Source organism: Streptococcus mitis (genome assembly GCF_003942685.1).
GTDB classification, from domain to species: domain Bacteria; phylum Bacillota; class Bacilli; order Lactobacillales; family Streptococcaceae; genus Streptococcus; species Streptococcus mitis_CD.
In genome coordinates this window covers 270,262-284,173 of the sequence record NZ_RJNR01000001.1, presented here as the reverse complement: position 1 = coordinate 284,173, position 13,912 = coordinate 270,262, and the positions used below count along the sequence as shown (strand labels likewise).

At 40.1% G+C, this 13,912-nt stretch carries 9 protein-coding genes; 3 read left to right on the top strand and 6 right to left on the bottom strand.

The features are described from left to right. Nucleotides 1-21: 21 nt before the first annotated feature. On the bottom strand, nucleotides 22-2,127 hold the full coding sequence (locus D8855_RS01405; RefSeq protein WP_125415585.1) for an ATP-dependent Clp protease ATP-binding subunit: 2,106 nt from the start codon (nucleotides 2,125-2,127) through the stop codon (nucleotides 22-24). 357 nt (nucleotides 2,128-2,484) lie between these two features. Beyond that, on the bottom strand, nucleotides 2,485-4,809 hold the full coding sequence (gene pflB / locus D8855_RS01400; RefSeq protein WP_020901544.1) for a formate C-acetyltransferase: 2,325 nt from the start codon (nucleotides 4,807-4,809) through the stop codon (nucleotides 2,485-2,487). A 238-nt stretch (nucleotides 4,810-5,047) separates the two neighbouring features. Here pflB and dinB point away from each other — a divergent pair, with 238 nt between their 5' ends. Then, a complete protein-coding gene (dinB, locus tag D8855_RS01395; protein ID WP_125415584.1) occupies nucleotides 5,048-6,109 on the top strand; it encodes a DNA polymerase IV in 1,062 nt (353 codons plus the stop codon). Nucleotides 6,110-6,257: 148 nt separating this feature from the next. Here the strand turns inward: dinB and D8855_RS01390 are convergent, their stop codons facing one another. Further along, nucleotides 6,258-7,103: an undecaprenyl-diphosphate phosphatase gene (locus D8855_RS01390; protein WP_125415583.1), complete on the bottom strand. Its 846-nt coding sequence runs from the start codon at nucleotides 7,101-7,103 to the stop codon at nucleotides 6,258-6,260. Nucleotides 7,104-7,163: 60 nt separating this feature from the next. Then, nucleotides 7,164-9,053, bottom strand: a complete 1,890-nt coding sequence (locus D8855_RS01380; RefSeq protein ID WP_125415581.1) for a DUF2207 domain-containing protein — start codon at nucleotides 9,051-9,053, stop codon at nucleotides 7,164-7,166. A gap of 138 nt (nucleotides 9,054-9,191) precedes the next feature. Between D8855_RS01380 and D8855_RS01375 the strand changes: the two genes are divergently transcribed. Continuing rightward, complete coding sequence (locus D8855_RS01375; RefSeq protein ID WP_049487448.1) at nucleotides 9,192-10,757, top strand: ABC transporter substrate-binding protein/permease; 1,566 nt, start codon at nucleotides 9,192-9,194, stop codon at nucleotides 10,755-10,757. Next, entirely contained in the window at nucleotides 10,757-11,497 is a 741-nt protein-coding gene (locus D8855_RS01370) for an amino acid ABC transporter ATP-binding protein (protein WP_049487447.1), read from the top strand. Before D8855_RS01375 ends, D8855_RS01370 begins: the two co-directional genes overlap by 1 nt. A 90-nt stretch (nucleotides 11,498-11,587) precedes the next feature. Here the strand turns inward: D8855_RS01370 and D8855_RS01365 are convergent, their stop codons facing one another. Together D8855_RS01365 and ilvA are read right to left on the bottom strand one after the other, a co-directional pair. After that, nucleotides 11,588-11,803 (bottom strand): capsule biosynthesis transcriptional regulator, encoded by a 216-nt coding sequence (locus D8855_RS01365; protein ID WP_001130035.1) that lies wholly within the window; start codon nucleotides 11,801-11,803, stop codon nucleotides 11,588-11,590. Nucleotides 11,804-12,647: 844 nt separating this feature from the next. Next, nucleotides 12,648-13,898: a threonine ammonia-lyase IlvA gene (gene ilvA, locus D8855_RS01360; protein ID WP_049487446.1), complete on the bottom strand. Its 1,251-nt coding sequence runs from the start codon at nucleotides 13,896-13,898 to the stop codon at nucleotides 12,648-12,650. Between the last annotated feature and the right edge of the window lie 14 nt (nucleotides 13,899-13,912).

The following is a 13,912-nucleotide window of genomic DNA, read 5'->3' as shown; positions in this document are numbered from 1 at the left end:
TTTTATCCTCAAAATTCTGTCTTAGGCTTTTTCACGAATAATCAAAACGCCATCTTCCATATCTGCTTCCAGATGTTTGGTATCTAAATGATCCAAGTGGAAGTCTGTCACCTTATCACGAATTTCTTGTTCAACCACGCGACGAAGAGGTCGAACACCCATAACTTCATCATATCCTTCTTCAGTCATGTATTCTTTAGCAGCTTCGCTCACTGCCAAGTCAATGTCTTTCTTAGAAAGCGTCTTGTTAACTTCAACCAACATCAAGTCCACAATCTTAGAAAGATCTTCTTTGCTCAAGTGTGAGAATTCGATGACAGCATTGAAACGGTTAAGGAATTCTGGACGGAAGTAAGGTTTCAAACGATCCATCAATTCTGGTTTATCAGCATCTTCTGTCAAGTTAGCTTCGTAACCAAAGCCTGCGTTTGAAGTTGCGATAATCACCGTATTCTTGAAGTTGACAGTGTTACCTTGACCATCTGTCAAACGACCATCGTCCAAAACTTGAAGGAGAAGGGTGATGACTTGAGGGTCAGCCTTTTCAATTTCGTCGAGAAGGACGATTGAGTATGGATTGCGACGGACGCGTTCTGTCAAGGTATTGTTGTTGTCATCGTAACCAACATAACCTGCAGTTGTACCAATCAATTTAGATACGGCTGTGCGGTCGCTGTATTCTGACATGTCCAAACGGATGATAGCATCTTTCGTTCCGAACATATCAAGAGCCAATTGTTTAGCCAACTCAGTCTTACCAACACCAGTAGGACCTACAAAGAGGAAGCTACCGATTGGGCGATTTCCTTCATCAAAACCAGCACGGTTACGACGGATAGCTTTTGCTACTGCTTCAACGGCCTTATCTTGACCAATAACTTTTGTCCGCAAACGATGACCCATATCTTTCAAACGTTCGATGTCCGTAGCCCCCATTTGAGATACTGGAATACCCGTCATACGTTCTACAGATTCAGCCACATCGTTGACACTTGCAGTCACTTTCATATCTTCTGTATGGTTTTCGATTTTCTTTTCCAATTCTGCGATGCGTGTTTTATAATTTAGAGCTGCTTCAAAATCTTCTGCCTCAACTGCTTTTTCTTGCTTGTCTTTTTCTGCCTCAATTTCACGTTCAACAGCATGAACATCTGTTACTGGATGCTGAGCTGCCAAGTGAGCCGCCGTAACATCGACAAGGTCGATAGCCTTATCTGGCAAGCTACGTTGTGGAATATATTGAACAGAATAATCCACCGCTGCTTTCAAAACTTCGTCTGGCAAGATGACATTGTGGTGTTGTTGATAGAGGTCACGAATTCCTTGAAGAATTTTAAAAGCATCCTCTGCTGAAGGAGCATTGACCTTGACTTCGTTGAAACGACGAGCAAGAGCTGCATTCTTCAAAATCGTGTTACGGTATTCGTCTTGAGTCGTTGCGCCAATCACTGTCAATTCTCCACGTGAAAGAGCTGGCTTAAGAATATCCGCAAGCCCTTTAGATCCACTGTCTCCACCAGTAGATCCAGCACCGAGGATTTGGTGAATTTCATCAAAGAAGAGAATGATATTTCCCGCTTCTTTGACCTCATTGACTAGGTTTTGAACGTTTTCTTCAAAGCTACCACGGTATTGAGTACCAGCCTCAAGACCTGAGATATCAATGGAAATGATTTCCTTGTTCTTAATAGCAGCTGGAACATCTCCGTTCACAATGGCTTGTGCTAGACCTTCGACAACGGCTGTTTTACCAACACCTGCATCTCCGACCAAAACAGGATTATTCTTGGTACGGCGTGAGAGGATTTCAGAAGTTTCTTGAATTTCCTTGTTTCGTCCGATAACAGGATCCAGCTTGCCTTCACGCGCTTCTGCTGTCAAGTTACGACCGAGTTTAGCAAGGACACCATCTTGTTTCATACCTGAAGCCTGTTGTGGCATTTTTCCATCAGTTTCTGCATTTCCTGGCAATTGGCCAGTTGCACGATAGTGAGCAAATTCCTCAGGTGTGACTTCACATCCATTAATCAAGTAGCGACGGTTTTCAGAACTATATCCTCGCATGCCACCCATCAATTGGTTAAATAAATCATCCATGTTGTTAAAGTTATTAAAGTTGTTGTTCATATTCTTTACCTCTTTTTGTTTACTTAGTTATGATTACTGATATTGACTATCTTTGACCTTTATTTTAAAAAATTTAGACTAGCTAAATCGCTACTCTACGTACTATTTCTGGTTTTTCTTTTTCAAGCAGGAGTAGACTATCTTTACTTCTAAAGATTTCTAGATTAAACATAGACCCCACCTCTTTCTATTTTACTTTAAATAAGTGTTCTAGCAAGGTTTTCATTTACCTTACGTTCACAATATACTACATTAGTCAAAAAAGGTCAAGCAATTTGACTTTAATTGACCAATAAATTTTACAAAAAGAAGAACTAGCTTTTAACTAGTCCTTCTTTGTATTATTTTTATATAATCTTAGCTCAACGCATCCAAAGCATCATCCATTGAAAGAACTTCGTGGAAGACACGTTGTGTCAATTCAGTTTTTTGTTCTGGAGTGAGGTATTTAGTGTTTACACAGTATCCAGAGATACGTACGATAACGTCTTCACCTGACATGATCTTTTCGTAAACATCGTTCAAGTCCATAACGTTCAAGTTAACGTGTTGTCCACCGTTTTCAAAGTAACCATCAAGGATTGTTACCAAGTTATCAACTTGTTCGTCACGAGTCTTACCAAGAGCGCGAGGTGATACTTGTGTAGTCAATGAGATACCATCAGCCGCATAACTAAAGTCAAGGCTAGAAAGTGAGTTCAAGTTTTGCAACCATCCACCTTTAGCTTTATTAGATGGGTTAGCACCTGGTGAGAAGAATTCAAGTTTAGACAAGTTAACAGAACCATCTTCGTTGAGGTATACACCTTTGTGGACTGGTGAGTTACCAGTTTGTTTAGAGTAAGCAACGTTAGATGTGATAGTCAAAAGTGAAACTGTAGCTTCTGCGTCTTTGTAAAGTTTGTGGCTACGTAGACGAGTTGTGTAAGCTTCAATCAACCATTCTGCCAATTCGTTTGAACGAGGATCATCTTCACCCCAACGTGGGTATTCACCGATTGTTTCGTAATCGTAGATGTAGCCATTTTCGTCACGGATTGGTTTAACTGTAGCGTATTTGATAGCTGACAATGTATCAACAGTGTTAGCAAATCCACAGATACCGAATCCCATGTTTGCACGTTGTTTAGTTGGCAAGAAGGCCATTTGAACAGCTTCGTAGTTGTACTTATCAGTCATGTAGTGGATGATGTTCAAAGCATCTACGTAAGTGTCAGTCAACCAGTCAAGAGATTTTTCAAAGTTTTCTTTAACTGATTCGAATTCAAGAACTTCGTCACGGATTGGTTCGATGTCAAATACTTTGTAGTCTTTGTGAACATCGTCGTAACCACCGTTCAAACCAGTAAGAAGGGCTTTCAATACGTTTACACGCGCACCGAAGTACTGGATGTTGTGGCGTTGTTCTTCATTTTCTGGGTCAAGTGGAGACACACAGCATGAAATACAGCTCATTTCACCATATCCGTCTTTGGCCATTGTTGTAACACCTTCGTATTGGATAGAAGAGTGTTTGTGGCTCATATGCATACAGTAGCGACGGAAGTTGTATGGCAATTTATCAGTCCAAAGAACTGTCAAGTTTGGTTCTGGAGAGTTACCGATATTGTCAAGAGTGTTCAAGAAACGGTAGTCCATCTTAGTAACACGGTGACGACCGTCGTTACCCATACCAGCCATAGAAGTTGTGATGAAAGTTGGGTCACCTGAGTACAATTGGTCGTAAGCTTTTGTACGAGCAAATTTAACTGTACGAAGTTTCATAACGAAATCATCAACGAATTCTTGGATTTCTGATTCAGTAAATGTACCACGAGCAAGGTCACGTTCTGCAAAGATGTCCAATACGATTGGCACACGACCTAGGGATGTAGCAGCACCGTTGATAACACGGCAGACAGACATGAAGGCGATGTTAACCCATTGGATAGCTTCTTTAACGTTCATCGCTGGTTTGCGAACATCAACTCCGTAAAGATCACCCAAGCGAACAACTTGTTGCAATGCTTGGTATTGAAGGTTGATTTCTTCACGAAGACGGATTGTTTCTTCATCGATTTCTTCGATTGCATTCCAGTCGTTTACTTTTTCTTGCATCAAGTAGTCTGCACCGTAAAGAGCAAGACGTGCGTAAACACCGATGATACGTCCGCGTGAGTATGCATCTGGAAGACCAGTTACAGTGTGAGCGTGACGAGCGCGACGGATGTTTGAAGTGTAAGCACGGAAGATACCGTCGTTAACTGTTGTTACGTATTTAGTGAAGATTTCGTGAACAGCTGGGTCTGGTTCGTATCCATTTTCTTTCAAAGTAGTTTCAGCCATACGGATACCACCTTTTGGCATGAAGTTCAATTTGAAGAGTTCATCGTTTTGGATACCAAAGATAACTTCATTTTCTTTGTCGATAAATCCAGCAGGGATATCAGCAATAGATGTTGGACGAGTATCCATTGGAAAACGAGTTTCTTCGTAGTGAGCCTTAGTTTCTTCTACAATCTTTTTGATGTGAAGTGAACGTTCTGTTGGTCCTGCAAGGAAGCTTTCGTCTCCATCGTAAGGTGTGTAGTTAGCTTGTACGAAGCGTGATACACTTGCTTTTTCTTTCCAATCTACGCCTTTGAAGCCTTCCCAAGCTTTGTCAAAAATATCTTGTGCTTCAACAACTGTCTTAACAACCATGTTAATGTCCTCTTTTTTCTTTCTAGTAACAGTCATCTGTTACATTCATGAGACAAGTATACCATACAGTAACCGATTTCAACAAGCGAAAAATCCCTGTTTTTACACTTTCTTTTCTAAAACAGTCTATATTTTTCCTCAAACTGTATTATATTTTTGAAAAAACGAAGTCCTTTTTTCTTTTTTTCAGAAAAAAGGGTATAATAAAAGAAAATAAGCGGTAAAAGGGGGGCTAGGCATGTTGATTTTTCCTTTGTTAAATGATTTGTCAAGAAAAATCATCCATATTGACATGGATGCCTTTTTTGCTGCGGTGGAAATCAGAGATAATCCTAAACTCAGAGGAAAACCTGTCATTATCGGAAGCGACCCTCGGCAAACAGGTGGGCGGGGAGTCGTTTCTACCTGTAGCTATGAGGCGCGAGCTTTTGGTGTCCATTCAGCCATGAGCTCTAAGGAAGCCTATGAGCGTTGTCCCCAGGCCGTCTTCATCTCAGGAAATTATGAGAAATACAAAGCTGTGGGACTCCAGATTCGAGCTATTTTTAAGCGCTATACAGATTTGATTGAACCTATGAGTATTGACGAAGCCTATTTGGATGTAACAGAAAATAAACTCGGTATCAAGTCAGCGGTCAAAATTGCTCGCCTCATTCAAGAGGATATCTGGCAGGAACTTCATCTAACTGCTTCTGCCGGTGTTTCCTACAATAAATTCTTAGCTAAAATGGCTAGCGATTATCAAAAACCACATGGTTTGACAGTGATTCTACCTGACCAAGCTGAGGATTTTCTCAAACAAATGGATATTTCCAAGTTTCATGGAGTAGGAAAAAAGACGGTGGAACGACTTCATCAAATGGGTATTTTTACTGGAGCTGATTTACTTGACGTCCCTGAAGTGACCCTAATAGACCGTTTTGGCAGACTGGGCTATGACCTTTATCGAAAGGCTCGTGGCATTCATAACTCCCCAGTCAAATCCAATCGTATCCGTAAATCAATCGGTAAGGAGAAAACCTATGGAAAGATTCTCCGTGCCGAGGAAGACATCAAAAAAGAGCTGACTCTCCTATCAGAAAGAGTCGCTCTCAATCTCAATCAGCAAGAAAATGCTGGAAAAATTGTCATTTTGAAAATCCGCTACGAAGACTTTTCCACTCTTACTAAACGAAAAAGTCTGGCTCAAAGAACACAGGATGCTAGTCAGATAAGCCAAATAGCCCTGCAACTCTATGAAGAATTAAGCGAGAAAGAAAGAGGTGTCCGCCTGCTGGGGATTACCGTGACTGGATTTTAATACTCTTCGAAAATCTCTTCAAACTACGTTAGCTCTATCTGCAACCTCAAAACAGTGTTTTGAGCAACCTTTGGCTAGCTTCCTAGTTTGCTCTTTGATTTTCATTGAGTATAAAACCTTGAAGAGCCTGGACCCTTCAAGGTTTTTCTTATACAAATAAACGCACAAAACTATAGAGCAACAAGACACTACCGAGTACGATACGGTATTTACCAAAAAGAGTAAAGTCGTGTTTTTTCACATAGCTTGTCAAAAAGCGAATAGCGACCATGCTGACTGCAAAAGCTACTCCCATCGCAACCAAGAGCAAGAACAATTGCCCAAAGTTCAAGAGTTGTCCTGCTTTTACAAATTTGAAAATCTTTAATGCACTAGCTCCAAACATAACAGGAATCCCTAAATAGAAGGTAAATTCTGTCACAACAGAACGACTGGTTCCATTTAACAAACCACCGACAATAGTTGCTCCAGAACGGCTAGTTCCTGGTAAAAGGGCAAGAACTTGGAAGAGTCCGATATAGAGGGCTGTCGTATAAGGAAGCTTGTCCAACTCTGTTACACTTGGCTCGATAGCACGAGCTTTATTGCGCTTTTCCAAATAGATAAAGGCAATCCCATAGATAATCAACATGAGAGCAACAGAAACCATATTATGGAAGTGAGTATCAAACCAATCATCAAATTTAAAGACGGCAAGCAAAGGTAAAGTGGCAACCAAGACCTTCAACCACAGTCTCCAAGTCTTACGAACTTCCTGCTTGTCCTTAGTCGGTTTGAAAGGATTGAGCTTGTTAAAGTAAATGACCATAACCGCTAAAATCGCACCAAGCTGAATCACAACATTAAACATGGACATAAAAGATTCATTCTGATTTTGGTATTGGATAAACTCCTCTGCTAAAATCAAGTGACCTGTACTGGAAATCGGCAACCATTCCGTAATTCCTTCAACAATCCCGAAGAAGATAGATTTTAAAATTTCAATAAGATACATAGATTACTCCTTTTTCTATCTTCCATTATAGCATATTTTTTCAGCCAGTGATAGTTCTCTTTAAAAGGCGCCGATACTGCCGCCACCTCCGCCTCCAGAGAAGCCTCCGCCAGAACTTCCACTTCCAGAAGATACGGAGTAGGTACTTGCTGTATTTGCGACATTTGCATAATGGCTCATTTGCGCGCTTGAATGATAAAACATACTGTGCCAGCCATAAGCTACATAGAGGTTGATATCTGGATTTTCCACTTGAATATGATGAACCTTCATCAAATGACTGACCTTGTCTGCATAGCCAAATAAGGTCGCATAGACCAAGAGGCGATTCCAGACCACAATACTTTCCAATTCAGCCTGATCCAATCGTGCAATCTCACGCAACATATTTTCAAAACTGGTCCAGAGATAGTAGACTTCTGCTCCTGCTTCATTTAGGACACCATCACGATTATCTAGCCGAAGCTTCCAATAATAGAAAACAGCCAAAACCAAACCTAGAAAACCAAGTATAGGCAAGGGGAGGAAAAGATAGCCATAAACATCCAAACTGTACAAGAACAAACCAAATCCGATAAATAGGGGTAGGATAGTAGAGAGTCCCATCCCCACTTGCAAGGCCTTTTCTCCACCAGTCAAGGGACGATAATAATCCGGAAGCCCCCAGAAAGAAACTCGATTTTTCACCCCTTCTTGCATCTCTTTCAATACTTCTTCAAAAGAAGATTTGAGTTGAAGCCCTCTTGCTTGAATCCGTTTTTCATCAGAGACTTTTGCTCTACGATAAAGGCTATCAGATACCTTGTAGTCCGCAAACAAATTGGAAAGAGTTTCTTCTTTTTTGCCTGAAAAGGCCAGATTTAGACAGTCTTTCTCAAAGCTTGACAAACCATCTTCTTTTACTAGCCTCAAACCAACTGCATCTCCTTCTGAAATGATAGAGACATTTCCACGGTCTATCACATCTAGCAAGGTAGCTTGAATAAGTTGATCAAAGGTGAATTTTCCAGCTCCCTTGACCAAGGGACTCACTTCCTCCAAGGAGGTCGAGTAAACCACCTCTGATAAAACCATAGGCTCTAATTCCATTGGTGGTTCATAGAGACGATGATTTTTGGCATATTTGACTGAAGAAGTGGTCTTTCTTCTATAAATAAAATAGAAGCAGACACTCAATAACAAGGAGATAGAAAGTATCGAAGGGAAGACCCAAGTAACGAGTTGTTTACTTTGCTCTTTTTCTTTAAAAATCGAGTCTTCTATCTTATTAAACTCTTCTAAACGATTCCCCTTCAATCCCTGATCCCTAGCGCTAGCAAAATCAGTCCGAGGCCAATAGGCATGTAACTCAACTCCACGTTTAGCCGGTAGATTGTCTAAACGGATAGTATAATCAATGTTACTCTTTTCAACCGTTCCCTCTCTAAAAAGTTTCCCTGTATGGAAAAAGAGTTTTTCAGCCCCCTTGTCTCCCCTTACATGAAATTCAAACTTCCCAATAGCCCCTGAACTATCTGTCAGAGGTTGCCAATTTAATTCAGCGATGTCATCATATAGAAAAAGCAGATTCTTTAAGTTCCAGACAAGGTCAACTTCAACTGTGTCGCCTTCCTGGCCTGGATTATAAACTTTAACAATATAACCATCTGCTCCTTCTATCACTTCGCTCGTAACATCTGTCAGTTCAGCACCGTTTTTCGCAGCCTGAACCTTTGGATGAGGGTCAATGTCAAATCCGCTAGGCATCTTGCCAGCCCGTCCAAGTCCCACAATTTGACCCTTAAAGTCCTCCTCAAACTGGTAAACTATCTTCTGTCTAAATTCTGCCGTATTGTCTGCATGAATATACAAATCTCCTTGATAAGAGTTTATCTTGAAATCAATGGCAAAAACAGAAAGTGGAAGAAGGCAAAACAAGCCTAACACCAGTAAGAAAAAAATTTTTTTCATCAACTAAGCCCCCTTTTTATCTTTGCTATCATTATATCACTTTTTCATAAGTAAGGGCTTACCTATGTTGAAAAATAGAGTTTTTTTCGATAAAATAGGAGACAGTTATTTTTTAATAGATTAGAAATAGGAGAAATCATGAGAAAAATATACTTATCTATTTTCACAAGTCTCTTGCTGATTCTGGGACTTGTCAATGTTGCCCAAGCCGATGAATATTTACGCATCGGGATGGAAGCAGCATATGCTCCCTTTAACTGGACTCAGGATGATGATAGCAATGGGGCTGTCAAAATCGATGGGACTAACCAGTATGCTAACGGATACGATGTTCAAATCGCCAAGAAAATCGCTAAGGACTTAGGTAAAGAACCTTTGGTTGTTAAAACAAAGTGGGAAGGTCTAGTTCCTGCCCTTACTTCTGGTAAGATTGACATGATTATCGCAGGTATGAGTCCTACTGCCGAGCGTAAACAAGAAATTGCCTTTTCAAGCAGTTACTACACTAGCGAACCTGTCCTACTAGTCAAAAAAGATTCTGCCTACGCAAGTGCTAAATCTTTGGATGACTTTAACGGTGCAAAAATCACTTCTCAACAAGGTGTCTACCTCTACGACTTGATTACACAAATCCCGGGTGCTAAAAAAGAAACAGCCATGGGAGACTTCGCTCAAATGCGCCAAGCTCTTGAGGCTGGTGTCATCGATGCCTATGTTTCTGAACGCCCAGAAGCACTGACTGCTGAAGCTGCTAACTCTAAGTTCAAGATGGTTCAAGTAGAACCAGGTTTCAAAACCGGAGAAGAAGACACAGCTATTGCCATTGGACTTCGTAAAGATGACACTCGTATTAGCCAGATTAATGCCAGCATTGAAACCATTTCAAAAGATGAGCAAGTTGCCCTAATGGATCGTATGATCAAGGAACAACCTGCCGAAGCTACAACAACTGAAGAGACTAGCAGTAGTTTCTTTAGCCAAGTCGCTAAAATTCTTTCTGAAAACTGGCAACAACTTTTGCGTGGTGCTGGTGTCACTCTTTTAATCTCTATTGTCGGAACCATCACAGGTCTCATTATTGGCCTTGCCATTGGTGTCTTCCGTACTGCTCCTCTATCTGAGAATAAAGCCATTTATGGTCTACAAAAACTAGTCGGCTGGATCCTCAATGTCTACATTGAAATTTTCCGTGGTACACCAATGATTGTTCAATCGATGGTTATCTACTATGGAACTGCCCAAGCTTTCGGTATCAACCTTGACCGTACACTAGCTGCTATCTTCATCGTTTCGATCAACACCGGTGCCTACATGACTGAAATCGTCCGTGGTGGTATCCTAGCAGTTGACAAGGGACAATTTGAAGCCGCTACTGCTCTTGGTATGACTCATAACCAAACCATGCGTAAGATTGTCCTACCTCAAGTAGTCCGTAACATCCTGCCAGCAACTGGTAATGAATTTGTCATCAATATCAAAGATACATCTGTATTGAACGTTATCTCTGTTGTTGAACTTTATTTCTCAGGAAATACCGTGGCGACGCAAACCTATCAATACTTCCAGACATTTACAATCATCGCAGTGATTTACTTTGTCCTCACCTTCACCGTAACACGTATCCTACGCTTCATCGAGCGCCGAATGGACATGGATACCTATACTACAGGTGCTAACCAAATGCAAACGGAGGATTTGAAATAATGACACAAGCAATCCTTGAAATTAAACACCTCAAAAAATCCTATGGACAAAACGAAGTGCTAAAAGATATTTCTCTCACTGTCCACAAGGGAGAGGTCATCTCTATCATCGGAAGCTCTGGAAGTGGGAAATCAACCTTCCTACGCTCCATTAACCTACTTGAAACACCAACTGATGGTCAAATCCTTTATCATGGACAAAACGTCCTCGAAAAAGGCTATGACCTCACTCAATACCGTGAAAAGCTGGGAATGGTTTTCCAATCCTTTAACCTCTTTGAAAATCTCAACGTGCTTGAAAATACAATCGTCGCTCAGACAACTGTCCTTAAACGCGAACGTGCAGAAGCTGAAAAGATTGCCAAAGAAAACCTAGAAAAAGTCGGCATGGGAGAACGCTATTGGCAAGCCAAGCCAAAACAACTCTCAGGTGGTCAAAAACAACGTGTGGCCATCGCTCGTGCCCTTTCAATGAATCCTGACGCTATTCTCTTTGATGAACCAACATCAGCTCTCGATCCAGAAATGGTTGGAGAAGTCCTCAAAATCATGCAGGATTTAGCTCAGGAAGGCTTGACTATGATTGTTGTAACCCACGAGATGGAATTTGCCCGTGATGTCTCTCACCGTGTTATCTTTATGGATAAGGGCGTGATTGCTGAAGAAGGCAAACCAGAAGACCTCTTCACCAATCCTAAAGAAGAGCGTACAAAAGAATTCCTTCAACGTTATCTCAAATAAAAAGAAAAGGCTGCATCAACCGTGCAGTCTTTTTACTAGCCAAAAAATGAAAAGGCAGACCTTATTCAAGAATCCGCCATTATCCAAAGATTAATCTTCAAATTTTTCATGATTTTTATCATAGAAATCAATTAAACCTAGAGCTGTTTCAAACGAAATATTTTTTACTTTTGCACGCCCCTGCGCTAGAGCAATGATAGACATTTCACGCGCATTCGTTTCTTTAGAGATACGGTAGCCTGTGATCTTCTTATCACGAACCCAGCCAACAACTGATTCTACTTTTTCAAAGTTTGACTTAGCCATGTCCTTCTCCTATTTTCTTCTTTACGATATTTAATTGTATACGTTTTTATGCCTTTTGTCAATAAAAAAACATATATTCAATAAAATTAATGATTTATTTTTCTGTTACTATCTTATTAAAGCCGATAATATATAGGTTTTTAATTACTATAAACCATTAGTAAACACCTTTAAAATAATTGTATTATTAACTCTTTTATTTGTAAAAATATTCATACTTTACAAATACCAATTCTTGATAGATTAGACAGGTTTTATCTTCAACTTTATTCTATTTACCTAACTTTAAAATGATATTTCTAATAGCAGAAGACTTTCTCTCCACACTATTACTAACTATTATTTCTCTTCTCCTTCTTTGATATTCTTCCTGCCTTTATAAGCACTTTTCACTTGCTCAACTGGTACTATTTATTTACTTTATCAATATTCCTTTTTATTTCTTCAAACCTATAAAAAGATGAGTAGTTAGGAAACCATAGTATCTTATCTTCCAACATCTTCCACTGTTTTTATCTTCTTAGTATCTTATCACTCTTCTCAGTTAACTCAGTATAAAGCTTCTCATTAGTATTGATTATTTTTTCTAATTCCTATTATATTTAACCAAATTTCAGATTAGACATATATAAAATAGTGGATTCTAAAAATACTCCATATATATAACAAGTAATTTTACTCCCTTACTATAAACTGAATCAAAAAATAATAGGTACTATAATGACTTGTGATAGAAATAGCCTAATCGATTTCCTAAGTCCATAGGAATCGCCCCCTTTCTTCACCTTCATTATAGCACCTATACATCAGTTGTGCAAATAATATGATATTTTTTTATTAGTCCTCAGACAAGCATATTATAGAGCGTTTCATTACCATTTAAGTTAATATAAGATGGATCAAAACCTTCCATTCGACGAATCAAGCCTGCATAATCATGCTTATCTGCCAAGGCAATCCCAATCAATACTGGGCCTGTCCCCTTGCTAGCTCGTTTGATATACTCAAAACGTGTGATATCATCATTTGGCCCCAAGATATCATTTACAAACTCACGCAAAGCCCCCGGACGCTGTGGAAAATTAACCACAAAGTAATGCTTGATCCCATCATAAATCAAGGCACGCTCTTCCATTTCCGGCATACGGTTGATATCATTATTTCCTCCAGAAATGATACAACAAATGGTTTTCCCCTTGATATATTCAGCTAAAACCTCTAAAGAGGCGATACTAGCCGCTCCAGCAGGTTCTGCGACAATCCCTTGCTTAGAGTAAAGGTCAATCAAGGTTTCAGAAATCAATCCCTCATCGACACCTACTAAGGTTTGAACATATTGACGAGTTGCTTCATAGGTCAATTGACCTACCTTTTGTACAGCAATCCCATCTGCAAATTTGTCAATTTCTTTGAGTTTGACTGGTCCACCAGCTTCAAAGGCAGCCTTCATGGAACGAGCTCCATTAGCCTCTACCCCAATGACTTCAATCTCTGGACTTGTTTCCTTGATATAAGTCGAAACTCCAGCAATGAGACCTCCGCCTCCAACAGGGACTAAAACAGCATCGAAATCAATTGATTCTTTTCGAGCTTCTTCTAAAATCTCATAAGCAACTGTCCCTTGACCAGCTTGAACATGGGCATCATCAAAGGGATCAATAAAGGTACGGTTTTCAGAGAGTGTAAATTCTTGAGCTGCTTTAGCTGAGGCATCAAAGGTATCTCCAACTAGTTTAATGGTTACGAAATCCCCACCAAAAAAGCGAACTTGTCCAATTTTTTGTTGCGGAGTAGTAATTGGCATAAAAATAGTAGCAGGAATCTTCATTTCATTGCAAGTATAGGCAACTCCCTGCGCATGATTCCCCGCAGAAGCGCAGACTACCCCACGCTCACGTTCTTCCTTGCTGAGCTGGGAAATGGCATAATAGGCACCACGAATTTTAAAAGAGCGAACACGTTGGGCATTTTCTTTTTTCAAATAAATCTTAGCACCATACTTCTCCGATAAATAATGGTCGTAATCCAGCGGTGTATTCACAACCACACCATTCAAGACCTTATGAGCCTTGATGATATCTTTTGAACTTAACATCTTTTTCTCCTAGA

Coding starts and splice junctions, on each gene's coding strand:
- D8855_RS01405 (WP_125415585.1), bottom strand. CDS start 2,127: ATGAACAACAACTTTAATAACTTTAACAACATGGATGATTTATTTAAC.
- pflB (WP_020901544.1), bottom strand. CDS start 4,809: ATGGTTGTTAAGACAGTTGTTGAAGCACAAGATATTTTTGACAAAGCT.
- dinB (WP_125415584.1), top strand. CDS start 5,048: ATGTTGATTTTTCCTTTGTTAAATGATTTGTCAAGAAAAATCATCCAT.
- D8855_RS01390 (WP_125415583.1), bottom strand. CDS start 7,103: ATGTATCTTATTGAAATTTTAAAATCTATCTTCTTCGGGATTGTTGAA.
- D8855_RS01380 (WP_125415581.1), bottom strand. CDS start 9,053: ATGAAAAAAATTTTTTTCTTACTGGTGTTAGGCTTGTTTTGCCTTCTT.
- D8855_RS01375 (WP_049487448.1), top strand. CDS start 9,192: ATGAGAAAAATATACTTATCTATTTTCACAAGTCTCTTGCTGATTCTG.
- D8855_RS01370 (WP_049487447.1), top strand. CDS start 10,757: ATGACACAAGCAATCCTTGAAATTAAACACCTCAAAAAATCCTATGGA.
- D8855_RS01365 (WP_001130035.1), bottom strand. CDS start 11,803: ATGGCTAAGTCAAACTTTGAAAAAGTAGAATCAGTTGTTGGCTGGGTT.
- ilvA (WP_049487446.1), bottom strand. CDS start 13,898: ATGTTAAGTTCAAAAGATATCATCAAGGCTCATAAGGTCTTGAATGGT.